At 65.7% G+C, this 22598-nt stretch carries 23 protein-coding genes; 16 read left to right on the top strand and 7 right to left on the bottom strand.

The genetic code is table 11. The annotated features are described in order from the left end of the window. Positions 1-72 precede the first annotated feature (72 nt). The 11 genes from NJ69_RS06565 to NJ69_RS06515 all read left to right on the top strand — a co-directional run bounded on the left by NJ69_RS06565 (position 73) and on the right by NJ69_RS06515 (position 11236). Entirely contained in the window at positions 73-561 is a 489-nt protein-coding gene (locus NJ69_RS06565; protein ID WP_039577303.1) for a hypothetical protein, read from the top strand. A 101-nt stretch (positions 562-662) separates the two neighbouring features. Beyond that, the gene (locus NJ69_RS06560) at positions 663-2237 is read left to right on the top strand and encodes a sensor domain-containing diguanylate cyclase (protein WP_039577300.1); all 1575 of its coding nucleotides are present in this window, start codon (positions 663-665) and stop codon (positions 2235-2237) included. Between the two features lie 79 nt (positions 2238-2316). Continuing rightward, on the top strand, positions 2317-3378 hold the full coding sequence (locus NJ69_RS06555) for a UV damage endonuclease UvsE (RefSeq protein WP_039577299.1): 1062 nt from the start codon (positions 2317-2319) through the stop codon (positions 3376-3378). Between the two features lie 46 nt (positions 3379-3424). Next, entirely contained in the window at positions 3425-3850 is a 426-nt protein-coding gene (locus tag NJ69_RS06550) for a hypothetical protein (protein WP_039577296.1), read from the top strand. 133 nt (positions 3851-3983) lie between these two features. Then, the gene (locus tag NJ69_RS06545) at positions 3984-4703 is read left to right on the top strand and encodes a TorF family putative porin (RefSeq protein ID WP_029614056.1); all 720 of its coding nucleotides are present in this window, start codon (positions 3984-3986) and stop codon (positions 4701-4703) included. Positions 4704-4924: 221 nt separating this feature from the next. Then, on the top strand, positions 4925-5392 hold the full coding sequence (locus NJ69_RS06540; RefSeq protein ID WP_039577293.1) for a (2Fe-2S)-binding protein: 468 nt from the start codon (positions 4925-4927) through the stop codon (positions 5390-5392). Then, a complete protein-coding gene (locus NJ69_RS06535) occupies positions 5392-7641 on the top strand; it encodes a xanthine dehydrogenase family protein molybdopterin-binding subunit (protein WP_039577290.1) in 2250 nt (749 codons plus the stop codon). Before NJ69_RS06540 ends, NJ69_RS06535 begins: the two co-directional genes overlap by 1 nt. Positions 7642-7654: 13 nt before the next feature. Then, on the top strand, positions 7655-8995 hold the full coding sequence (locus NJ69_RS06530; RefSeq protein WP_039577287.1) for a c-type cytochrome: 1341 nt from the start codon (positions 7655-7657) through the stop codon (positions 8993-8995). A gap of 53 nt (positions 8996-9048) precedes the next feature. Then, positions 9049-10071, top strand: coding sequence for an XdhC family protein (locus NJ69_RS06525; protein WP_039577284.1), 1023 nt, complete (start codon positions 9049-9051; stop codon positions 10069-10071). Next, entirely contained in the window at positions 10068-10658 is a 591-nt protein-coding gene (locus NJ69_RS06520) for a nucleotidyltransferase family protein (protein ID WP_052192021.1), read from the top strand. The genes NJ69_RS06525 and NJ69_RS06520 overlap by 4 nt, the downstream gene beginning before the upstream one ends. Positions 10659-10735: 77 nt before the next feature. Beyond that, entirely contained in the window at positions 10736-11236 is a 501-nt protein-coding gene (locus NJ69_RS06515; protein WP_155290520.1) for a GNAT family N-acetyltransferase, read from the top strand. A 38-nt stretch (positions 11237-11274) separates the two neighbouring features. Here NJ69_RS06515 and NJ69_RS06510 read toward each other — a convergent pair whose 3' ends face one another. The 6 genes from NJ69_RS06510 to NJ69_RS06485 form a co-directional block, all read right to left on the bottom strand. Next, positions 11275-12465, bottom strand: coding sequence for a multidrug effflux MFS transporter (locus NJ69_RS06510; RefSeq protein ID WP_039577280.1), 1191 nt, complete (start codon positions 12463-12465; stop codon positions 11275-11277). 45 nt (positions 12466-12510) lie between these two features. Next, entirely contained in the window at positions 12511-13110 is a 600-nt protein-coding gene (locus NJ69_RS06505; RefSeq protein WP_052192019.1) for a thermostable hemolysin, read from the bottom strand. Positions 13111-13125: 15 nt separating this feature from the next. Further along, positions 13126-14610 carry an AMP-binding protein gene (locus NJ69_RS06500; RefSeq protein WP_039577277.1) on the bottom strand — a complete coding sequence of 495 codons (1485 nt, stop codon included), beginning with the start codon at positions 14608-14610 and terminating at the stop codon, positions 13126-13128. Then, the gene (locus NJ69_RS06495) at positions 14607-15539 is read right to left on the bottom strand and encodes a TauD/TfdA family dioxygenase (RefSeq protein WP_052192017.1); all 933 of its coding nucleotides are present in this window, start codon (positions 15537-15539) and stop codon (positions 14607-14609) included. The genes NJ69_RS06500 and NJ69_RS06495 overlap by 4 nt, the downstream gene beginning before the upstream one ends. Before the next feature lie 240 nt (positions 15540-15779). Continuing rightward, the gene (locus NJ69_RS06490) at positions 15780-16718 is read right to left on the bottom strand and encodes a LysR family transcriptional regulator (protein ID WP_039577274.1); all 939 of its coding nucleotides are present in this window, start codon (positions 16716-16718) and stop codon (positions 15780-15782) included. Between the two features lie 25 nt (positions 16719-16743). After that, on the bottom strand, positions 16744-17250 hold the full coding sequence (locus NJ69_RS06485) for a MarR family winged helix-turn-helix transcriptional regulator (protein WP_029614061.1): 507 nt from the start codon (positions 17248-17250) through the stop codon (positions 16744-16746). Positions 17251-17370: 120 nt separating this feature from the next. On the opposite strand from NJ69_RS06485, the gene NJ69_RS22615 reads away from it, so the two are divergent. Then, positions 17371-17697 carry a hypothetical protein gene (locus tag NJ69_RS22615; RefSeq protein ID WP_155290519.1) on the top strand — a complete coding sequence of 109 codons (327 nt, stop codon included), beginning with the start codon at positions 17371-17373 and terminating at the stop codon, positions 17695-17697. A 1-nt stretch (position 17698) separates the two neighbouring features. Beyond that, the gene (locus NJ69_RS06475; RefSeq protein WP_039577268.1) at positions 17699-18865 is read left to right on the top strand and encodes an MFS transporter; all 1167 of its coding nucleotides are present in this window, start codon (positions 17699-17701) and stop codon (positions 18863-18865) included. A 94-nt stretch (positions 18866-18959) separates the two neighbouring features. On the opposite strand, the gene NJ69_RS06470 is transcribed toward NJ69_RS06475, so the two are convergent. Further along, complete coding sequence (locus NJ69_RS06470; RefSeq protein WP_029614062.1) at positions 18960-19253, bottom strand: DUF1330 domain-containing protein; 294 nt, start codon at positions 19251-19253, stop codon at positions 18960-18962. Positions 19254-19329: 76 nt separating this feature from the next. Here NJ69_RS06470 and ribBA point away from each other — a divergent pair, with 76 nt between their 5' ends. The 3 genes from ribBA to NJ69_RS06455 all read left to right on the top strand — a co-directional run bounded on the left by ribBA (position 19330) and on the right by NJ69_RS06455 (position 22592). Continuing rightward, entirely contained in the window at positions 19330-20451 is a 1122-nt protein-coding gene (gene ribBA / locus NJ69_RS06465) for a bifunctional 3,4-dihydroxy-2-butanone-4-phosphate synthase/GTP cyclohydrolase II (RefSeq protein WP_039577265.1), read from the top strand. A gap of 207 nt (positions 20452-20658) precedes the next feature. Then, the gene (locus NJ69_RS06460) at positions 20659-21684 is read left to right on the top strand and encodes a polyamine ABC transporter substrate-binding protein (RefSeq protein ID WP_039577262.1); all 1026 of its coding nucleotides are present in this window, start codon (positions 20659-20661) and stop codon (positions 21682-21684) included. Beyond that, positions 21681-22592 carry an ABC transporter permease gene (locus NJ69_RS06455; protein WP_039577260.1) on the top strand — a complete coding sequence of 304 codons (912 nt, stop codon included), beginning with the start codon at positions 21681-21683 and terminating at the stop codon, positions 22590-22592. The genes NJ69_RS06460 and NJ69_RS06455 overlap by 4 nt, the downstream gene beginning before the upstream one ends. The last annotated feature ends 6 nt before the right edge of the window (positions 22593-22598 follow it).

The following is a 22598-nucleotide window of genomic DNA, read 5'->3' as shown; positions in this document are numbered from 1 at the left end:
CAAGGACATTTCCCACGCTGTCGTCCGGACTGCCTTGCAGTACACTGTCGAGAACTTACTCGAGCCTCTTCCATGCCCCGCCTGCCGAAACTGTTGCTGCCCCTGCTGCTGCTCGCCGCCCTCGCCGCCTGCGACCAGAAACCCACCCGCGAAGAGCGGATCCTGGCCAACCTGCCGCTGCAGCAAGCCTACGACCACAACATCGAGCGCATGGCCCAATTGCTGGCGATGACCTACCCTTCCGTGCCGCAGGACACCATCAAGCAGGTGCTGCGCAAGCATCTGACCGTGGAAGACCAGCGCAACGATCTGTTCAAGCTCTACAGCGAAAAGCACTTCACCGACGCCGAATTCGACACCATCGTCGCGGCCACCCAGGACCCGGCCAAGGCACGGGCGCTGGGGGAAAGCGAAGAAGGCAAGCGTCTGAGCGAAAAGCTCACTGGGCTGATGCGCGCCACCGCCCAGGACAAGAAGGTCCAGGCCTTGGCAGCGCAACGCATGCAACAGGTGCAGGACGAACTGGCGAACCTCGCAGCGCCCGCCACTGAAGATCGCTGAAAGTCGGCGAGGCATTTTCGCGGCCTATTCGCCACGCCCCATAGCTGCCACCGCACATTCCGAGTAAGGTTATTCCGACCACCCAGTCAGCGAGCCTAGGATTGCCAAACGCTAAAAAAGGCCTGCGCATGGATCTGCGCACGCTCATCCTCCTGCTGTCGGCGCTCACCGCCGTTGTGATGCTTCTGAGCAGCTACTTCGCCAGCTACCGAGTGCAGCGCCAGTTGCTCATCGATCACGCGCTGGAGTCCAACCGGGTCTACGCGGCCAAGTTGGCGTCGATTACCGAGCTGTTCATGCAGAACGCGCTCAAGCAATTGGCCTTCAGTGCCCGCAACCTGCCGCAGGCCCTGAACGACGACACCCCGGTGCGAGAGGAAACCGAACGGCTGCTGGCCCAAAGCAGCGCCTTCAATTCCACCTTCGTCGTCGACAACCAAGGCGTGCTGCGCGCAATCTCTCCCGCGCCCCTGCGCAGCATCGTCGGCCAGCGCATGGACAGCCCAGGCACCCTCGAGGCGTTGCGGGTCAAACGGCCGATGGTGTCGTCGCCGTTCGTCTCCGCTGCCAACAACCTCATCGTGGTCGCGTCGCAGCCGATCTTCAGCGAAGACGGTCGCTACCTGGGTTACGTCGGCGGCAGCCTGTACCTGCGCCAGCACAACATTCTGGAGAAACTGCTGGGCGAGCATTTTTATCAGGACGGCTCGTACATCTACGTGGTCGATGCCGAGCGCCGCATGCTCTATCACCCTGACCCCAACCGCGTGGGCATGCTGATCAAGACCAACAGCCTGATCAACGAACTGCACAGCCGCGGCAGTGGCGTGAAGCAAGTGACCAACAGCTTTGGCGTAGACATGCTCGCCGGCTTCGCCACAGTGCCCAGCACCGGCTGGGGCATCGTTGCACAGCAGCCGTTGACCCAGACCCTGGCCCCCACCAAGCGCTTGATCCTCGACGTGGTGGAACTCTCAGTGCCGTTGGCCCTGCTGGCCGGTATCGCCCTATGGTGGCTGGCGCTGACCATCACCCGGCCCCTCTGGGAGCTGGCCGCAGGCGCGCGTGCATTCGACCGACCTGACACCCTGGAACGTATCCATGGCGTGCGCGCCTGGTACTTCGAGGCCGCCGAGCTCAAGCGCGCCTTGCTGTTCAGCCTGAAGCTGCTGCAAGAACGCATCGGCCGGCTCAACCAGGACGCGCAGACCGATCCACTCACGGGCCTGGGCAACCGCCGTCGACTGGACTTCACCCTGTCGCTGCTGCAGGCCGACGAGCGCCCGTTCTGCGCCATCGTGCTCGACATCGACCATTTCAAGCGGGTCAACGACCAGCACGGCCACGATGTCGGCGACCAGGTGCTGCGCGCACTGGCCGGCCTCATGCGCACCTGCTGCCGCGAAGGCGACGTGCTGTGCCGTACAGGCGGCGAGGAATTTCTCATGCTGCTGCCAGATGCCAGCCTGGAAGTCGCAGCCGTGGTGGCCGAGCGCCTGCGACTGGTGGTGCAGGACACGCCCATCGAGCCTGTCGGCGCGGTGACCATTTCTCTGGGGGTGGCGCGTTGGAGCGGTGGCGTCGACGATCCCGCGCAAGCCCTGAGCCATGCCGACCGAGCCCTCTACCTGGCCAAGCACAGCGGACGCAATCGCGTGCAGGTCAGCGAGAGTTGACCCGCAATCGCAGTGGATCGACTGACCCCGCTGCGCTGTCCTAGACAAAGACCTCCTTGCCCCGCTCAGGACACAGTTCATGCCGCGCCTCGGTTTTGCCTGCCAGTACCGCCATCCCCACCGCGACCAGTCAATCAAGGCACTGGAAGCCATCGAACGCGCCTTCAACCCGCGCACCACCACCCTGCGCTGGCTGTCAGGCGCCAGCCAGGAGGCGGCGCGAGCCAAGTTGCTGGAACTGGTGGAGCACAACCTCGACGCCCAGTTGCGCCTGCTGGCCCACGTCGCCGAGCTGCCGCCGATGCTGCACATGCTGCGCCTGTCCAGCGACCTGCTGCCGCTGTACAGCCATCCCGACGTCGCCGCGTTCTACCAGGACGCCGACGTGCAAACGCTGTTGCAGCAACGCTTCGCTGCCCTCGGTGCCTTCGCCCGTGCCCATGACATCCGCCTTTCGTTTCACCCAGGTCAGTACTGCGTGCTCGGCTCGGACCGTCCCGAGGTGGTCGAGAACAGCCTGGCGGAGTTCGAGTACCACGCCGACATGATCCGCTGGATGGGCTACGGCCAGCGTTTCCAGGATTTCAAATGCAACCTCCACATCGCCGGTCGCCTCGGCGCCGACGGCATCCGCGCCGTGTGGCCACGGTTGTCCAGCGAAGCGCGCAACGTCATCACGTTCGAGAACGATGAGAAGACCTACGGCGTCGACGATTGCCTGGGCCTGGCCGACCTCGCGCCGGTGGTGCTCGACATCCATCATTGCTGGATCCACGAGAACGACTACATCGAACCGCACGCGCCCAGGGTCGCGCAGATCATCGACAGTTGGCGCGGCGTGCGGCCGACCATGCACTACTCGCAACCGCCCGAGCGTCTGCAAGCACTGGGCTTCAGCGCCACCGAGAAACTGACCGTCCCGGCGTTGCTGGAGCACGTGCCCAAGCGTGACCTGTACCAGCACAGCGAGTGCATGTGGAACGACTGGACCAACCGCTATGCACTGCAGTTCATCGATCGTTTCGACATCATGTTCGAAGCCAAGCACAAGAACCTTGCCACCCAGGACTTCTTCGAGCGCTACATACAGGCGCCCCAGACACTGCGACCTTCGGTCGATCCGGCAGCACCCCTGGACTGAGGCGCTGCCCGATCAAGGGCATCCCTTCAGCAACAGGAGATCCATCATGATCGGCAAACGCATTCACGCAGGTCTCTTCGTCCTGTGCCTGGCCGCAGGCACACCCTTCGCCATGGCCGCCACGGACATGAATGACCAGCGCACGCCGGGCCAACAGACCCCCGGTATGGGCACCCAGCAAGGGGGCGCCAGCGGCATGGGCACGCCGGGCGACAGCATGGGCTCGGGCAGCGGCACCACCCGCGACAACGGCACCCATGGCACCGGTGGCGATGGCACCGGAACCGGTAGCATGGGCAACGGCTCGGGCACCACGGGCAATGGCTCGGGCAGCATGGGTAACGGTTCCGGCACCACAGGCAATGGTTCCGGCAGCATGGGCAATGGCTCGGGTTCCACGGGCAATGGCGGCGGCATGGGTGGCGGCACAGGCTCCGGTGGTAGCGGTGGTGGTGCTGGCGGCGGCAGCTAAGGTCGCGCCGCTCAAGGGCCGATACGCGAGCTATCGGCCCAGCGACCAGCGCTCAGCGACAAGCGAGGTTTTCTCAATAGCGTTGTGGTTGTATCCTCTGGGGCTCTGACACGGCACTTCCAGGACAGCGCGCATGACCAGGCCCCTCCTGTTGCTGAGCGCGACGCTGCTTTTCAGCGCCCCTCTCGCGGCCCAGCAGATCCAACGACAACTGGGCGATTTCGACTTCAAGCTTGGCACCACGCCCTCGCGCAGCATGGCCCAGGGGCTGATCTCACCCAGCGCGTCCGGCGCCTTTCATGGTGGCCTGGACCTCACCCACCGCAGCGGCTGGTACGTCGGCCAGTACGCTCCCAGCATGGGCCTGAGTGCGGCCTCGACCTTCAAGCTCGACAGTTACTTGGGTTACAAGCAGCGCTTCACCGACAGCCTCGGCTATGAAGCGGGACTGATCCGCTACAGCTACCCCACGCTCTCGCGCCCCGACAGCCACGCGCTGTACGGCGGCCTGTCCCTGCTCGGCACGCGCTTGGGCGGCGCGCTGAACGACAACCCGAGCAATCGCACCGGCACCCTGTTCGCCGATTTCGGCCACGTGCCGCTGATCCAGGCAAGCGTCACCCTCAAGGTGGCGCACCATCGCCTGGGCACGCCATACACCATTGGCGACGGTAGCCAGGTCGACAGCTTCAATGACTGGTCGCTGCAACTGTCACGGCCCTGGCTGGGCATGGACCTCGACCTGATCTACAGCAACTCCGACCTCAGTGGCGGCGGCTGCGGAGCGTACTCAGGCATGAATACCTTCTGCGACGGCATGGTCACGCTCAAGGCCCAGCGCAGCTTCTTCTGAAGGTCTCGCCTGCGCATGCCTAGCGCAATCCACCTGAATTCTTGCCTGATCCTCTGAACTTGCTGACCGATGGATAGGAAACATCCCTGCCACGGTCTAGAGTTTTCAGGTCAGGAATCCGCCTCGCTGCCCAGCACAGGTCATCCTGCCAGTGCCGCGCCTCGCCGCGCCGTGCTGCCTATAACGACGACACAAGAACCGATGATCAGCGGGTGAACGCCATGGAACTACGCATCAACCAGAAGACCTACCAGGTCGACGCCGACGACGACACGCCCCTGCTGTGGGTGATCCGCGACGACCTCGGCCTGACCGGCACCAAGTATGGCTGCGGCCTGGCGCAGTGCGGCGCCTGCTCGGTGCTGGTGGACGGCAATGTGGTGCGCGCCTGCGTCACCCCGGTGGCCGGCGTGGTCGGCCGTGAAGTCACCACCATCGAAGCGATCGAAGCCGACCCGGTCGGCCAGCGCGTGGTCGCCACTTGGGTCGACCAGCAGGTGGCGCAGTGTGGCTACTGCCAGTCCGGCCAGGTGATGGCCGCCACGGCGCTGCTCAAGCACACACCGGCGCCCAGCGACGAGCAGATCAGCGCGGCGATGGTCAACCTGTGCCGCTGCGGTACCTACAATGCGATCCATGCCGCCGTGCACGCGCTCGCCACCCAGCCCGCCGGGAAGGAGAGCGCCTGATGAACGCCCTGTTCGAACGTCCCCTGGCCCTGCCGGACCTGCCGCTGGATCGTCCACTGAACCTGTCGCGCCGACGCTTCCTGGCCGGCAGCGCCATCGGCGCCCTGGTGCTCGGCTTCGGCCTGCCGCTGGGCTCGGCGCGGGTTCAGGCAGCAACGGCCGCCGCCGATCAACGCGGCACCCAGGTGCCGGCGTTCCTGGAACTGCGCCCCGACGGCAGCGTGCGCCTGCTGTGCCCATTCATGGAGGGCGGCCAAGGCACCCATACCGCCATGGCGCAGATCGTCGGTGAAGAACTCGACCTGGACCCTGCCCGCTTCGTGGTCCAGAGCGCGCCGCCCGGCGAAGCCTACGTGGTCATGGAAAACGGCATGCGCATCACCGGCGGCAGCATGTCGGTGCGCATGAGCTACCCGACCATGCGCCGCCTCGGTGCCCTGGCCCGCGCCATGCTGCTGCAGGCGGCGGCCCAGAAACTGACGGTGCCGGTCGGCGAGCTCAGCACCGAGCCGGGCAAAGTGCTGCACGCCGCCTCGGGGCGCTCGCTGGACTATGGCGAACTGGCCAGCGGTGCCCTGGACCTGCCCGTGCCGGACCCGAGCACCGTCAAGCTGCGCGACCCCAGCCAGTTCCGCTGGATCGGCAAACCTGTGCGGCGTCTGGATGCCTATGACAAATCCACCGGCAAGGCGCAGTACTGCATCGACATCGCCGTCGACGACATGCTCCACGCCGCCGTGCAACACGCCCCGCGCCTGGGCATGAGTGTCGCCAGCCTGCGCAACGAGGCGCAGGTCAAAGCCATGAAAGGCGTGCACTCGGTGCATGTACTGCCCGGCGCCGTGGCCGTGGTGGCCGAGCGTTGGTGGCACGCCAAGCGGGGCGCCGAAGCCGTGCAAGTGGACTGGCAAGAACCTGGCGCCGACGTGAAGGTGCGTGCGATGCCGGCCGACTTCTCCAGCGACGCCTGGCGCGATCATCTGGCCGCGCAGACCGGCACGTCACGCGACGACGAGCATGAAGGCGATGTGGCCGAGGCGCTCAAGGGCGCCAAGACCCAGGTAGAAGCCACCTACCACAATCAATACCTCAACCACGCCCAGCTCGAGCCGCCGTCAGCCCTGGCCCGCTTCAATGCCGACGGCTCGCTGGAGGTGTGGCTGCCGAACCAGGCGCCGGACATGTTCCGCGACGACATCGCCCAGCGCACCGGCCTGGCCAAGGAGCAGATCATTCTGCACTCGCCGCTGTTGGGCGGGTTCTTCGGTCGCCACTTCCTCTACGAATCGGCCAACCCTTATCCCCAAGCCATTGCCCTGGCCAAGGCGGTCGGCCGTCCGGTGAAGCTGATCTGGACTCGCGAGGAAGAATTCCTGCGTGACGTGCTGCGCCCGGTGGCAGTGGTGAAATTCCGCGCTGGACTCGACGACAAAGGCCTGCCGGTGGCCATCGAAGCGGTCAGTGCCACCGAAGGCCCGACCGAAGCCCTGGCCGGCAAGCAGGGTGAAAAGATCGACCCGACCGCGCTGGAAGGGCTGTCGGGCAAAGCCTACGCCATCGCCAACAAACGCATCGCGCAGATCTACGTCAAAGGCCCGGCCATGCTCGGCTACTGGCGCTCGGTGGGCAACTCGCTGAACGACTTCTTCTACGAGTCGTTCCTCGACGAGTTGGCCGACAAAGGCGGTCAGGATCCCTTCGAGTTGCGCTTGCACCTGCTGCGCGACAATGCACGCCTGACCACCCTGCTCAAGGCCGTGGGCGAGCTGTCCGGTGGCTGGAAGCCGGGCCCCTTCACCGCCGAGGACGGCTCCCGACGCGCCCGGGGCGTGGCCATGGCCTCGCCGTTCGGCTCGGAGGCGGCGGTGATCGCCGAGGTGTCGCTGGAGAACGGCCAGGTCAAAGTGCATGACATCTGGCAGGCGATCGACCCAGGCAGCATCGTCAACCCGTCGATCATCGAGCATCAGGTCAACGGCGCCGTGGCCCTGGGCCTGTCGCAGACGCTGGTGGAGGAAGCGGTGTACGTCAATGGCCTGCCGCGCGCGCGCAACTACGATCTGTACCCGATCTTGCCGCCGTCGCGCATGGCCCGGGTGCATGTGCGCATCGTCGAGAGCGGCGCGAAGATGGGCGGCATCGGCGAGCCGCCGTTGCCGGCCGTGGCGCCTGCAGTGGCCAACGCCGTCGCGCGGCTGACCGGCCAGCGCGTACGCAGCCTGCCCCTGAGCCGTCATACCTTCGCCTGACACGGAAGCCGCCATGAACAATCGATTGTCCACCACCCTCCGCTGGTTGGCGCTGCCGTGCCTGGTCGCTGCCGGTTTCACCGCCTGGTACGTCAACCGCGAGATCGCCTCACCGTTCGAGCAGCAGGCGGCCGAGCAGGATCGCGCCTTGGTCAGCCGCGGCGAGTACGTCGCGCGCCTGAGCGACTGCGTGGCCTGCCATAGCCTGCCTGGCCAGGCGCCGTTCGCCGGTGGGCTGGAAATGGCCACCCCGCTGGGCGCGATCCATGCCACCAACATCACCCCTGACCGTGACACCGGCATCGGCGCCTATAGCCTGGCCGACTTCGACCGCGCCGTCCGCCATGGCGTCGCACCCGGTGGGCGGCGGCTGTACCCGGCCATGCCCTACCCGTCTTACGCCAAGCTCAGCGATGACGACGTGCGCGCGCTGTACGCCTTCTTCATGCAAGGTGTACAGCCGGTCCAGCAGGCCAATATCCCCAGCGACATTCCCTGGCCACTGAACATGCGCTGGCCGATCGCCCTGTGGAACGGGTTGTTCGCGGCCGACACGCCGTACGCGCAGAAGGCTACCGAAGACCCGCTGTGGAACCAGGGCGCCTACATCGTCCAGGGTCCAGGGCACTGCGGCAGTTGTCATACGCCGCGGGGGCTGGCGTTCAATGAAAAGGCGCTCGACGAGTCTGGCCAGGCGTTTCTCGCCGGCGCCCTGCTCGACGGCTGGTATGCGCCGAGCCTGCGCCAAGACCCCAACACCGGGTTGGGCCGCTGGAGCGAGGCGGACATGGTGCAGTTCCTAAAGACCGGGCGTAACCAGCACGCGGTGGTCTACGGCTCGATGACCGAGGCCTTCAACAACTCCACGCAGTTCATGAGCGACGACGACCTGAGCGCCATCGCCCGCTACCTCAAGTCACTGCCAGGCGACCCTGCGCGCGACGGCACGCCCTGGCAGTACCAGGCGGTGTCGGCGGCCAGCGAGCTGGACAAGCCCGGCGCGCACAGCTACGTCACCCGCTGTGCGTCGTGCCACGGGCTTCAAGGCCAGGGCCAGGCCGAATGGATTCCACCGCTGGCCGGCGCCAGCTCGATGCTGGCCAAGGAGAACGCTTCAGCGATCAACATCACCTTGAACGGCTCGCAGCGCATCGTCGCGGCCGGGGTGCCGGACGCCTACCGCATGCCGGCGCTGCGTCAGCAGATGAGCGACGAGGAAATCGCCCAGGTGCTGAGCTACGTGCGCAGCGCCTGGGGGAACCACGGCGGTGCCGTCGATGCCAAAGACGTTGCCAAGCTGCGTGAGCACACTGACCCGGCCAGCAGCAGCCCGATCGTGCTGCACATGCGCTGAAACTCACCCGCTGCGCCAGACGCAGCGGGTCTCGAATCGCCCAAGGAGTGCCCATGGAAAGTATCGACCTGCTGGTGCTGCGCACGGCGCGGGACTGGCTGCAGGCCGGCCACCGCGTGCTGTTGGCCACGGTTGCCCACACCTGGGGTTCCTCGCCGCGCCCGGTTGGCTCGATGATGGCCCTGCGCGCCGACGGCCGGGTGGTTGGCAGCGTCTCCGGTGGCTGCATCGAGGACGACCTGATCCATCGATACACCGACGCCTACGGCGGCCCTGGCTTGCCCGACAGCCCGCCGCAGCAGGTGCGCTATGGCGTCAGCGCCGACGAAGCGCACCGCTTCGGCCTGCCCTGTGGCGGCACGCTGGAACTGATCCTGGAATTCTCGCCCTGCTGGCAGTCGTTGTCCCACCTGCTCGAGCAGCTCGACAGCGGTCACCTGGTGCGCCGCCAAGTGGCCCTGCATGACGGAGAAGCGACCTTGCGGGTCACCGCCACGCCCGAGCAGTTCAGCTGCGATGGCCAGTACCTGGTCAACACCCTCGGTCCCGGGTATCGCCTGCTGTTGATCGGTGCCGGCGCGCTGGCCGAATACCTGGCGACCATGGCCCTGTTCAACGGTTTTCGCGTGTCGGTGTGCGACCCACGGCCGGAGTACATCGCCGGCTGGAACGTGGCCGGGGTGGACTGCCGGGTGGGCATGCCCGACGACGTGGTGCGCGACTTCGCCGCTGACCTGCGCACCTGCATCGTCGCCGTCAGCCACGACCCCAAGCTCGATGACCTGGCCCTGCTCGAAGCCCTGCAGGGCCCGGCATTCTACATCGGCGCCATCGGTTCGCGGCGCAACAGCCAGCAGCGTCGGGCACGGCTGATCGAGCATTTCGAGCAGACCCCGGCAAGCCTCGCCCGCCTGCGCGGCCCCATCGGAATCTACATCGGCAGCAAGACCCCTGCGGAAATCGCCGTGAGCGTGATGGCCGAAATCCTTGCGGCAAAGAATGGTGTAGACCTGCCGGGGGCGGTCAGCGTGACAAAGGCCAAGCAGGCCCAGGAACTGGCGCAGCCGGCGGCATGAATCGAACCACCCCATCTGCGCGCTGCGCCGCGCTGGTACTGGCGGCCGGACAAGGGTCGCGGTTCGGCAGCGACAAGCGCCAGGCGCGGCTCGATGACACGCACACCGTCCTGCAGGCGACGCTGGCGCGGGCGCTGGAAAGCTTCGACAGGGTCTACGTGGTGCTGCGCCCCGGTGACGACCCGTCTACGCTCGGCATCGGGAGTCGGGTACGCACCGTGCACGCCGAACACGCGCTCGACGGCATGGGCGCCAGCCTTGCCGCCGGCATCGACGCCATGGCGGCCAGCGATGCTCACGCCGTCGCCGTGTTGCTCGGCGACATGCCATGGATTGCAGCGGCAACGCTGACGACACTGGCCTGCCAGGCCGATCAGCAGTCGATTGTGCTGCCGTGTTATCGAGGCCGACGCGGCCATCCGGTGATCTTCGGCCGACGCTTCTGGCCCACACTGGCGCGCCTGGACGGCGACCACGGTGGGCGCGCGCTCATCGAGGCCAATCCTCACGCCTGCCAGGTGATCGAGGTCGACGATCCTGGCATCCTGCACGACATCGATACCCCAGGCGACCTTCAGCGCCATTGAAGGCTTGTCATCGCCCTTTGCGGCGCCCCCGCGCACAGGTACGCTAGCGGCCTTGCCCACGACCTGGAGCTGCGCCGGTGACCGATACCCAGACCGTCTACTACCTGGAGATGACTTCCCCTGACCAGTTGCGCGCCAAGCCAGCACGCGACGATCTGAACGTGGTCGAGTGCGAAATCGTACAGCCGGCGTTCAATCGCTTTCTCTACCAACTGGTGGGTAGCGACTGGTCGTGGACCGACCTGGACCACTGGACAGACGAACAATGGCAGGCCGAGATCGGTCAGGCGTGCCACCGTACCTGGGTGGCCTACCACCGCGGGGCCATCGCCGGGTATTACGAGCTGCAACGGCCTGATGGCGAGAACGTCGAGATTCGCTATTTCGGCCTGGCGCCGCAGTTCCTCGACCGAGGCTTCGGTGGCCCCCTGTTGAGCCAGGCCCTGCGCGACGCCTGGAACTGGCCGGGCACTCGACGCGTCTGGCTGCACACCTGCAGCCTCGACCACCCGGCCGCCCTGGCCAATTACCAGGCACGCGGCATGCGCCTGTACAAGCAGGAAGTGGAACCGGTCTAGTCGGTCGATCGCGCCCTGCACGCGCAGGGCGCGCAGCCTTACGCCAACGACGCCTGCCGGGCCACCCGCGCGCCGACCATCCCCGACAGGGACACCAGCAGCAGCACGCCGAACACCCCGGCGATCGCCAGGTTGCTTTCCACGTCCAGGCCACTGACGCTGGCCGAGGCCAGCGAGCCGAACACCAGCATCAAACAACCCTGCAGGCTCGCCGCCACTCCGGCGCGGTCGGGAAACAGCGCCATCGAGCGGGCCATGGCGTTGGAGAAGATGAAGCCCTGGCCAAAGGCGATGAGCATGATGCCACCGAGCAGCGGCGTCAGGCTCAAGGCCTGGGGCGCGGCGGTGATGCACAGTACGCCGCCGAGGAACAGCGCCAGCCCGCTCCACATCAGGGTGTCCGGCGACAGCCTGCGAATCAGCGCGCGATTGACCAAGGTGCCGGTCAGGTAGCAGCAGCCCACGCCCAGGGCCGTACTGCCAAAGTAGTGGGCGTCGTGGCCGAGCACGTCCTGCACGATGTGCGGGCCGAACACGTTCCACAGCAGGAACGCGGAAAAGCTCGAGCCCAGCACCACGACGGCGGCGCGAAAGCCTCGGTCGGCCAGAATCACCCGGTAGCCGCCCAGCGTCTGCAACGGACGGCGCCGCGACTCGACGGGCAGCGACTCCTTGAGCCCGGCGACCACGAACGTCAGTACCAGCAGCGCATAGGCGGCGTAGAGCACGAAGTTGTATCGCCAGCCGAAGTGCACTTCCATCAAGCCGCCGATATAGGGCGCGATCACCGGGCCCAGGCCAAAGGCCAGGCTCAGGTAGATGATCGCCACGTAGAAACGCGGCCCCTTGACCACGTCCACCAGCACCGCGCGCGCCACCACCTGGCAGGCGCCAATGGCGAAGCCTTGCAGGGCGCGGGCCAACAGCAGCATCTCGATGGAGGTGGCGGCGGTCGCCAGCAGGCTGCCGACCAGGAACACCCCAAGCCCGAGCAGCACCGCCGGGCGCCGGCCCCGGGCGTCGGCCATGATGCCGAAGAACAACTGCCCCAGCGCATAGAACAGCAAGGTGATGGTGATGGTGTTTTGCATCAGCGCCGGGCCTGCGCCCAGTTCGCGACCGATGGACGGCAGGCTCGGCGCGTACAGGTCGATGGCGATGCCGCCGAGGCTGTTGACCAGCGGGGCCAGGAACACGATGAAGTTTTCGTAACGCTTGGTGGCGTGCATAAGCTCTCCGACAGACCGGGCACTCCAGCCCGGTCTGCTCATGGGTCAGACAGACGCCGTTGGGGCGTGCTGCGGTGAGGGTGAAAGCAGGGTCGGCGCTTTCAGCCAGGCACTGGGCGAGGACAGGCGCGAAGCCAATACTCGCGGTGCCTGCTGGTAGTAGCGGCCCCAGTTGACGGCGGGATCCTTGACCCGCCGGGGATCGGCCGCGCCCAGGTCGTCGAGGTTATCGACGATGGGCGCCAGCAGTTGGCGCACCTGCGGCGTGGCAGTCAGCACCACCAGGCCGAAATTGCGCAAGGCCAGGGTGCGGATGACGTTGTCCAGCAAGTACTTGCCGGCACCGCTGCCGCTCTGGAACGAGGCGAACGCGCCGATTTCGGCGATACGCCCGCGGTCCAGCGCGTAGCGCTGATCCAGCGGCGTATCCAGGTAGTACTCGCTGAACAGCTTGCCGGAATCGCCGTAGCTGATGCCGGCGCAGGCATAGCCCGGCGCACCGCCACTGGAGCCGGTCAGGCAGACGAACAGGTCCGGCTGCGGCTCAGGCGTGGCGTCGTAGTGCTTGAGGTAGTGGGCGCGCACCGCCTCCTGCAGGCAACGGTAGCCGGGACGTCCCTTGTAGAAATTGCGCACGATGTACATGGCTGACGTCCTGTCCTAGGTGTACAAACGGTCGATGAAGTGCGCTTCGATCTCGGCCCGGCGTGGGCGACCGGTCACGGTGTAGAAGCGCTCACGGAACGTGGCGATCTCGTCGATCACACGCAGCCGCCTGACCCGCGCGAAATCAGCCAGGCGTGGCTCCAGGCGGGTCATCTCGTTACGTACGGCCGCCTCGTCGGCAGTGCTCAGCACCAGCGCGCACGGCTCGTCACGGCCCTCGCCCATGACGATCATGTCGTCGATCAGCGGACTCTCCTTGTAGACGTTCTCCACCCATTCCGGCGAAATGTTGCGCGCCGTCGAGAGGATGATCACGTGCTTCTTGCGCCCGGTGATGTACAGGAAACCCTCGCGCAACTCGGCGATGTCGCCGGTGTGCAAGTAGCCGTCGGACAGGTCGCAGGCGGTGTCGTCGGCGTTGTAGTAGCCGGCGCACAGGGTCGGGGTCTTCACCAGCAACTCGCCATCGACCAGTTTCGGCTCGATGCCGTCGAGCAGCGTGCCGGCCGAGCCGATGCGGCGTTGGGCGGGAGAATTGAGCGAGATGATCGACGAGTTTTCGCTCAGGCCGTAGGCCTCGAACACCTGCACCCCGTGCGCGTCCAGGGCGTGCAACACACTGGCAGGCATCCTCGCGCCGCCGGTGATGATGTGTGGCGCACCGGGACCGAACAGTTGCTCGACGCTGGCGCCCTGCTCCAGCAACAGATTGGCCTCCTCCAGCAACTTGGGCGGCAGGTACAGGAAGTTGGGCCGGTTCGGTGCGATCAACTCCAGGTAGTGACGGGCATTGCCGCTGGCCGCACCGTACTCGGCCACCCCTTCGGGCATCAGGGTCAGGCTGCCGCCGGAAAGCAGTGGAATGAACACCCCCAGCACCTGTTCGATCAGCAGGCTCATGGGCACGATGGAAAAGTAGTGCAGCGGCTGCGGCGGCAGGCGCTTGAACACGTTGTCCACCAGCAGACCGACCGCTTCGTCGCGGATCATCACGCCCTTGGGCCGCGAGGTGGTGCCGGAGGTATGAATCACCGAGACGATGCCGGCGGGCAGCAACTCGTCGTCCTGCGTCCAGGGCTCGCCAGGCCCCTGCGCCATCAACTGGCGGGGAATGAAGCTGGGTTTTTCCGGCAGGATGCGTTGCAGACGCCGGGCGGTGCCATGATCGCTGACGAACACCGCCGCTGCTTTGCCGAGCAAGCTGCCGATCTGGTCGTCGGAGAACTCGATTGGCACCGGCAACAGCACACCGCCAACTTTCTGGATCGCCAGCAGGGTGTAGACCCACTCATAGCTCGAGCGCATGGCGATGCCGAAGACCTTGCGCTGGCAGTCGCCGACCCGCGCTTGCAGGGCATCGGCCAAGCGCTGCACGTCGTCGCGCAGGCCGTGCAGGGTGTAGCTGCGCCCGTGCATTTCGCGGATCGCCACGCGATCAGGGGTGCTGGCCAGGTAGCGTTGCATCATCTGGCTGATCATTGCTCGGCTCCTGCCAGACGGTAGCTCTGGGCGCCGAAGATGCGCCGAGCAAGATCGTCCAGACGGCGACGGCCATGCATGACCCGGGTGTTGTCGACGACCATGATGTCGCCCTTTTTCCAGAAGTGGCTGTAGGTGTTGCGGGCAGTCACTTCCTTGATTTCGTCCCAGATCTCCAATGCGATGGCCTCGCCGTCAGCCCAGGTGATGCGCGGCGGCTCGTAGTTGACGCTGGGGCCGAGCATGGAGTTGCAGAACGCCTGACGGCCGCTGAAGGCGCTGGTTTCCACGGCGCTGATGATCAGTTGCGAGGCGATCAGGTTCTGGTCGATGCGCCGATAGGTCTGGCCGGCCACCTGCTGGTTGACCTGCTCCAGGTGCTCGTCGGTGATGCTCTCCAGCGGCAGTTGCAACTCGATGCTCAGGAACCGTCGCACGTTGTGCCAGGGAATGCGCCGGGCGTAGCGGATGGGCTGGGTCTGGAAGCGCTTGCGGGTAGTCGGCGACAGGTCGAACAGCACCCGCTCGCCGTCGCACAGCGTGGTTTCGGAGCCGACGGCGGCCGCCTCCAGGCAGTAGAACCACTGCAGGTCAGGGTTGAACGGCAGGTTGCCGTTCTCCCGGTGCAGACCCATTTCGTGAACGCCGGCGTCGATTTCGGCGGTATTGGTCGTGGCCGCCTGGCGTGCTGGATCGAAGGTCACGCGCGAGGAATGGGCGCTGACGAAGTCGTTGAAGTGCTCGAGCGAATCGGCGAAATCGCGGTAGATCACCGCGCCGCTGTGGGCCAGATCCTCATAGAGGTCCGCCGTGCTCATCGAGTCGAAGACGCGCAGTCCCGGTTCGACGGCATGAATGCACTCGAAGCCGTAGCACGGGGTGGGCTGCCGGTAGAAGGGTAGGATTCTCGGTTGTGTATAGGCCAGCATCTGACATCTTCCTTGGGAAATGGATTACAGACAGGCGAGCGATCCACCGCCTGACCAGACCAAGGTAGGGGAAATGCCGGGTGGGCTGGTTTCAAGAAACCGAAAGCCCTGATCAAAAATTAAAACCCTCTGCGCAACAGGGAACGTGCCTGCGCCGACGGTGGTCGGGGCGCACGACAGGGGGTTGTTCATTTTCGGTTCACTCATCCTGAGCACCTGTAGTCCTTGTTCGTCAGCGCCTCAACTGGCCCGAAGCAACTCGCTCGCCACATCCTGGATCAGGCTGCGCAGGCTGGCGACGTCGCCGCTGAGGCTGCGGTCGCGCGACCAGATCATGTCCACCGTGAACACCGGAAAGCCCATCGGCGGCTGGCATTGCATCACCCCCTCGGGGATACGCAAGTGCGCGAGCAGACGCGCCGGCAGCGACACGGTGGCGGGCACCGCCGCGAGTATGTTGACGCAGGCCTGGTAGCCATTGGCGCGCACCAGCACGTTGCGGGTGCGACCGATCTTCTCCAGCCAGCCATCGACCATGTTTTTTTCCGAGATCCACGGCGTGGGAAAAACGTGCGCCGATTGACAGAATTCATCCAGGCTCATGACCCCCGGCTGAGCCAGGCCCCGCTCGCTGGTCAAGCAGACGAATCCGTCACTGAGCACCGGCTGCCATTGCAGTTCCGGATGCAACTGGTGGTAGCTGGGGCCAAAGCCGATGGCCAGGTCGATATCACCAGCGATCAGCCGATCCACCGGCAGGTCGCGACTCAGCCGCTCCAGGTGCAGCGAGGTGTTGGCATGGCTGCGCGACAGGCTGGCCAAGGCCCGTGGCAGAAAGGCCAACTCGAAGTACTCCGGCGCGCACAGACGCCAGATCCGTGGCATGGCCACCCCATCGGCGGATGCATCGGCTTCGGCGCAGCGGTTGACCGATTCGATCACCACGCGCAGGTACGGGGCGATCTTTTCTGCCTTGGCCGTGGGCTGCAGCAAGCCTTGCGACGAGGCGAACAGGGTGTCGTCGAAGCATCCGCGCAGGCGCTTGAGGCAGTAGCTCACGGTCGGTTGGCTGACATTCATCAGTTCGGCCGTGCGCTTGGCGCTGCGGTGTTCCAGCAGGTTGAGAAACACCACGATGTCCTGCAGGTCGAGCTGCTTCAGGTAATTGCTGTGCAGCACGCACAGGTCTCCTCGCCAATGGGATTCATGGGATGGGTTCGCCATCTTCGGGCAGCGCCGCCAGCATGCGCTTGAGCATGCGTGCCAACGCCTCGCGCTCCTCCGGCGCCAGGGAAGAGAGAAACTGGTTCTGCAGCGCGGTATGGCTGCCGACAGCCTGCTCGATGCTGTGCAGGCCCTGGGCGGTGAGCGCCACCTTGTAGCTGCGCTTGTCGGCGGCGTCATGGAGTTGTTCGATCATGCCGGCGTCCTTGAGCCGGTTGAGGCGGTTGGTCATCGCCCCAGAGGTGATCAGCAGTGAGTTGTACAGTTCGGTCGGCGTGAGTTGATAGGGCGCACCGGCACGGCGCAGCGTCGCCATTACATCGAACTCACCCTCCTTGAAACCGTATTGTTCCAGCACCGCGCCGCGCCGGCGCTCCAGGTGCTTCTGCAGGCGCGCCATGCGCCCGAACACCTCCATGGACGAGGCGTCCACCGAGGGCATCGCCTGCGCCCACTGCGCGACGACGAAATCGACATGATCTTTCATTGCGTCACCGTTCGTTCACCCTGAACTGTATGGGCCATATCCCTGCCATCACCTGGCGCTTCCCAAGTATCTTAACGTTAAGTTATCTTGATATGCACGAGTTATGAACCGGGAGAGGACATGGCGTTCTTCGAACACGACCGAAATCGCGATCGCGACATTCACGCCGGGTCCGGCGTCACTGCGCGATTGCCGCGCGGCCGGGGCACTACCGACCGGCCTGGGCGCAATGCGCTGGCGGTGCCGCTGAGCCTGGGGCGCCGCGCAATCGTACCCGACCTGCGCGTCGACAGCGCGCCGATCGCCTCGAAATACGCTCGACCGCTCTCTCGGGACAGTGCCCACGTACACCTCAATACCCTTGCAGGTCACCCTCATGTCTTCAACGTTTCCCATGCCACGGCAGCCCACCGGGCACGTTCTGGTTTCCTGCAGGAGTTGCACTGAAATGGGCGATACCCCTTCCAAAGCCTGCGTGGTGGTCCTGGCGCTGCTGGTGGGCATCAACCTGCGGCCGATCATGGCCTCGATCGGACCGTTGCTGGATGTGCTGCAGGCCGACCTGGGCCTGAGCAACCTGCAGGGCGGCCTGCTGACCACGCTGCCGGTGATGATGATGGGCCTGTTCGCCCTCGCCGGCCCGTGGCTGCAACGCCGGGTCGGCGAGGTCAGGGGCGTGGCCATGGGCATGACCCTGATCGCGGCGGCCTGCGCGGTGCGCACCTATGTCGAGTCGTCCGCCGCGCTGATCGCCAGCGCCGCTGTGGGCGGGGTCGGCATCGCCGTGATCCAGTCGCTGATGCCGGCCTACATCAAGCGCAATCATCCGCACAGCGCCGGTATGCTCATGGGCCTGTTCACCACGGGCATCATGGCCGGGGCGGCGCTGGCCGCAGCCCTGGCCGCACCCAGCGCCGGCATGCTGGGCTGGAACCTGACCCTGGGTTATGCCGCGTTGCCGGCGATGATCGCCTTGATCGCCTGGCTGCTGGCGGCCGGCCATGTACACGGCCAGGCGTCGGCCGCTGCACTGCCCTGGCGCAGCGGCCGTGCCTGGTTGCTGTTGGTGTTCTTCGGGATCGGCACCGGGGCCTACACGCTGGTGCTGGCCTGGCTGCCACCGTTCTTCGTCGAGCTGGGCTGGCCGGCGAGAAGCGCCGGTTATCTGCTGGGCGCGCTGACGATCACCGAGGTCATCGCCGGGCTGTTGGTGTCGGCGCTGATTCACCGTTATCCGGATCGCCGTCGGCCTTTGGCACTGGTGATCCTGCTGCTGATCGGCGGCCTGCTGTGCCTGATGACCGCGCCGCTGACACTGTACCTGCTGGCCGTGCTGTGCCTGGGGCTGGGCATCGGCGCACTGTTCCCACTGTCGCTGATCGTGACCCTCGACCGCGCCCGCTCGCCGGCCGAAGCCGGATCGCTGCTGGCCTTCGTGCAAGGCGGCGGCTACCTCATCGCCGCGAGCATGCCCGTGGTGGCCGGGGTGGTACGCGACCAACTCAGCTCCTTGCATTGGGCCTGGGCAGTGATGGCGATAGGTGCCGGGCTGCTGCTGGTCCTGAGCACCTGGCTACGCCCGGTGAGCCCTGAGCGCACCCTGGCACACGCCTGACGCCGAGCGATCAGGGCCACTCGCGGTCCTGATCGCCTGGTACTGAATATGAAATCCAATCGATCTTTCAGGTCGATGGCGGCCGCTGTGGGCGCTACGGCTCGAACCCTTCCACGATGATGACCTCGGCCATGGCCGCGCCGTGCCGATACTGGCAGGCGTCCTGATAGAGATCCGACCGATAGCAGGCCAACGCCTGCTCGTACGAATCGAACTCGATCACCACGCTGCGTTGCGGCGTGGTCCTTCCCTCCAACGCCTCGCTCTGGCCCCCCCGGGCCAGAAAACGTCCGCCGTAAGCCGCGAACGCCGCAGGCGCGCGCTGGGTGTACTGCTGATACTGCTGCGGGTCGGTGACCTCTACGTGGGCGATCCAATAGGCCTTCATCCAGCGCGCTCCTCTTAGGGTGATTTATGTATTATGGTATACCACAATACTTCACCGATCATCGCGAGCGTGCAACATGGCCTTCAACCGCATCGAAGAACTTCTCGAAGACTACCGCCAGGGCAAGATGGTCCTGCTGGTGGACGATGAAGACCGGGAAAACGAAGGCGACCTGCTGATCGCCGCCGAATGCTGCAACGCCCAGGTCATCAACTTCATGGCGCGCGAAGCACGCGGGCTGATCTGCCTGACCCTCACCGACGAGCACTGCCAACGCCTGGGCCTGGAACAGATGGTGCCCAGCAACGCCAGCGCCTTTGGCACGGCGTTCACGGTGTCGATCGAGGCGGCCAGCGGCGTCACCACCGGCATCTCCGCCGCCGACCGGGCGCGCACCGTGGCCGCCGCCATGGCCGCCGATGCCCGCCCTGAAGACCTGGTGCAGCCCGGTCATATCTTTCCCCTGCGGGCCCGCGAGGGCGGTGTGCTGACCCGCGCTGGCCACACCGAAGCCGGCTGCGACCTGGCGCGCCTGGCCGGCTTCGCCCCGGCCTCGGTGATCGTCGAAGTGCTCAACGACGACGGCAGCATGGCGCGGCGCCCGGACCTGGAGCGCTTCGCCGCACAGCACGGCATCAAGATCGGCACCATCGCCGACCTGATCCACTACCGCCTGAGCACCGAGCAGACCGTCAAACGCATCGGCGAACGCGAACTGCCGACCGTGCATGGCACCTTCCGCCTGGTCACTTTCGAGGACCGCATCGAAGGCGGCGTGCACATGGCCATGGTCATGGGCCAGATCCACCGCGAGCAACCGACCCTGGTGCGTGTGCATGTCATCGATCCCCTGCGCGACCTGGTCGGCGCCGAGTATGCCGGCCCTGCCAACTGGACCTTGTGGGCGGCGTTGCAACGGGTGGCCGCCGAAGGCAGCGGTGTGGTGGTGGTGCTGGCCAATCACGAATCGTCCCAGGCCCTGCTCGAACGGGTGCCGCACCTCACCCAGGCGCCTCGGCCGTACCAGCGTGGGCAAACCAAGGTGTACTCGGAGGTCGGCACCGGGGCGCAGATCCTGCAGGACCTGGGCGTGGGCAAGCTGCGCCATCTGGGGCCGCCGCTCAAATATGCCGGGCTGGCCGGGTATGAACTGGAAGTCGTGGAGAGCGTGCCATTCGAGCCCACTATGCTCGCGTGAGGGGGTGACGCAGTGATGGCCGGTCGCCAACTCCCTCTTGCGAAAAGTTTGGAATACCATAATATGATATCCCGTAGACCTTAATGCTACCGGCCGTGCCTACACTCACACCACGGCCAGATTCCACTCCAAATAGCGGCTCCCGAATACAATGGGCGGGCGCGACACAGCCCCGCCTCGAATAACAAAAGTCACGAGGGCGTAACCATGCTGTTGAGTAAACGCGTCACCGCAGTGCTGTCCGCCAGCCTGCTGTCCCTGGCCTGCCAGACCACCCAGGCCGCCGACAGCCTGAACTTCGTCAGTTGGGGCGGGACCACCCAGGACGCCCAGAAACAGGCATGGGCCGACCCCTTCAGCAAGAGCAGCAACATCAAGGTCGTGCAGGACGGCCCCACCGACTACGGCAAGCTCAAGGCCATGGTCGAAAGCGGCAACGTGCAGTGGGACGTGGTCGATGTGGAAGCGGATTTCGCCCTGCGCGCGGCCAGCGAAGGCCTGCTCGAACCGCTGGACTTCAACACCCTCCAGCGCGACAAGATCGACCCGCGCTTCGTCTCCGACCACGGCGTCGGTTCGTTCTTCTTCTCCTTCGTGCTCGGCTACAACGAAGGCAAGCTCGGCGCCAACAAGCCGGTGGACTGGAGCGCGCTGTTCGACACCCAGACCTATCCTGGCAAACGCGCCCTGTACAAGTGGCCAAGCCCCGGCGTGCTGGAGCTGGCCCTGCTGGCCGATGGCGTCCCGGCCGACAAGCTCTACCCGCTCGATCTGGACCGCGCCTTCAAGAAGCTCGACACCATCAAGAAAGACATCGTCTGGTGGGGCGGCGGTGCCCAGTCGCAGCAACTGCTGGCCTCAGGCGAAGCGACCCTGGGGCAGTTCTGGAATGGCCGGCTCTATGCCCTGCAGCAAGACGGCGCGCCGGTAGGCGTGAGCTGGAAACAGAACCTGGTCATGGCCGACTTCCTGGTCATTCCCAAAGGCGCCAAGAACAAGGACGCGGCCATGAAGTTCCTGGCCAACGCCAGCAGTGCCAAAGGCCAGGCCGACTTCGCCAACGCCACCGCCTACGCTCCGGTCAACCTCGACAGCATCCAGCGCCTGGACCCGCAACTGGCACCTAACCTGCCGACCGCCCACGCCCAGGATCAGGTGACGCTCGACTTCGCCTACTGGGCCAAGAACGGCCAGGCCATCGCCGCGCGCTGGAACGAGTGGCTGGTCAAATGAAAGTCGCCATCAATGCCCTGCATAACGCCCAAGGTGCCGACCCCGGCACCCCGCGGGCGGCCTTGCGCCGCGTGCCCCTGAGCCAGCGCTGGCGGGGCAGCGGCAACCTGCTGCCGGCGCTGCTGTTCCTCGGCCTGTTTTTCTTCGTGCCGCTGATCGGCCTGCTGCTGCGCGGCGTGCTGGAGCCGGTGCCGGGGCTGGGCAACTACGAACAACTGTTCGCCAACTCCGCCTACGCCCGGGTGCTGTTCAACACCTTCTCGGTAGCCGGCCTGGTGACGTTGATCAGCGTGCTGCTGGGCTTTCCGCTGGCCTGGGCGATCACCCTGGTGCCGCGTGGCTGGGGCCGCTGGCTGCTGAACATCGTGCTGCTGTCGATGTGGACCAGCCTGCTGGCGCGCACCTACTCCTGGCTGGTGCTGCTGCAGGGCTCGGGGGTGGTCAACAAGCTGCTGATGGCCCTGCGCATCATCGACGCCCCGCTGGAGATGGTGCACAACCTCACCGGCGTGGTGATCGGCATGAGCTACATCATGATCCCGTTCATCGTCCTGCCCTTGCAGGCGACCATGCAGGCCTTGGACCCGATGGTGCTGCAGGCCGGTTCGATCTGCGGCGCCAGCCCCTGGACCAACTTCTGGCGGGTGTTCATTCCGCTGTGCCGCTCGGGGCTGTTCTCCGGTGCGCTGATGGTGTTCGTGATGTCGCTCGGTTACTACGTCACCCCGGCCCTGCTGGGCGGTGCGCAGAACATGATGCTGCCTGAGTTCATCATCCAGCAGGTGCAGTCGTTCCTGAACTGGGGCCTGGCCAGCGCCGCGGCGGCATTGCTGGTGGCCATCACCCTGGTGCTCTTCTACCTGTACCTGAAGCTGCAGCCGGAATCCCCGGTCGGCAACGCGAGGTAATCCGTC

It is taken from the genome of Pseudomonas parafulva (genome assembly GCF_000800255.1).
GTDB classification, from domain to species: Bacteria; Pseudomonadota; Gammaproteobacteria; order Pseudomonadales; family Pseudomonadaceae; genus Aquipseudomonas; species Aquipseudomonas boreofloridensis.
The sequence above is the reverse complement of the archived record's forward strand: the minus strand, read 5'-3'. Positions and strand labels throughout refer to the sequence as shown.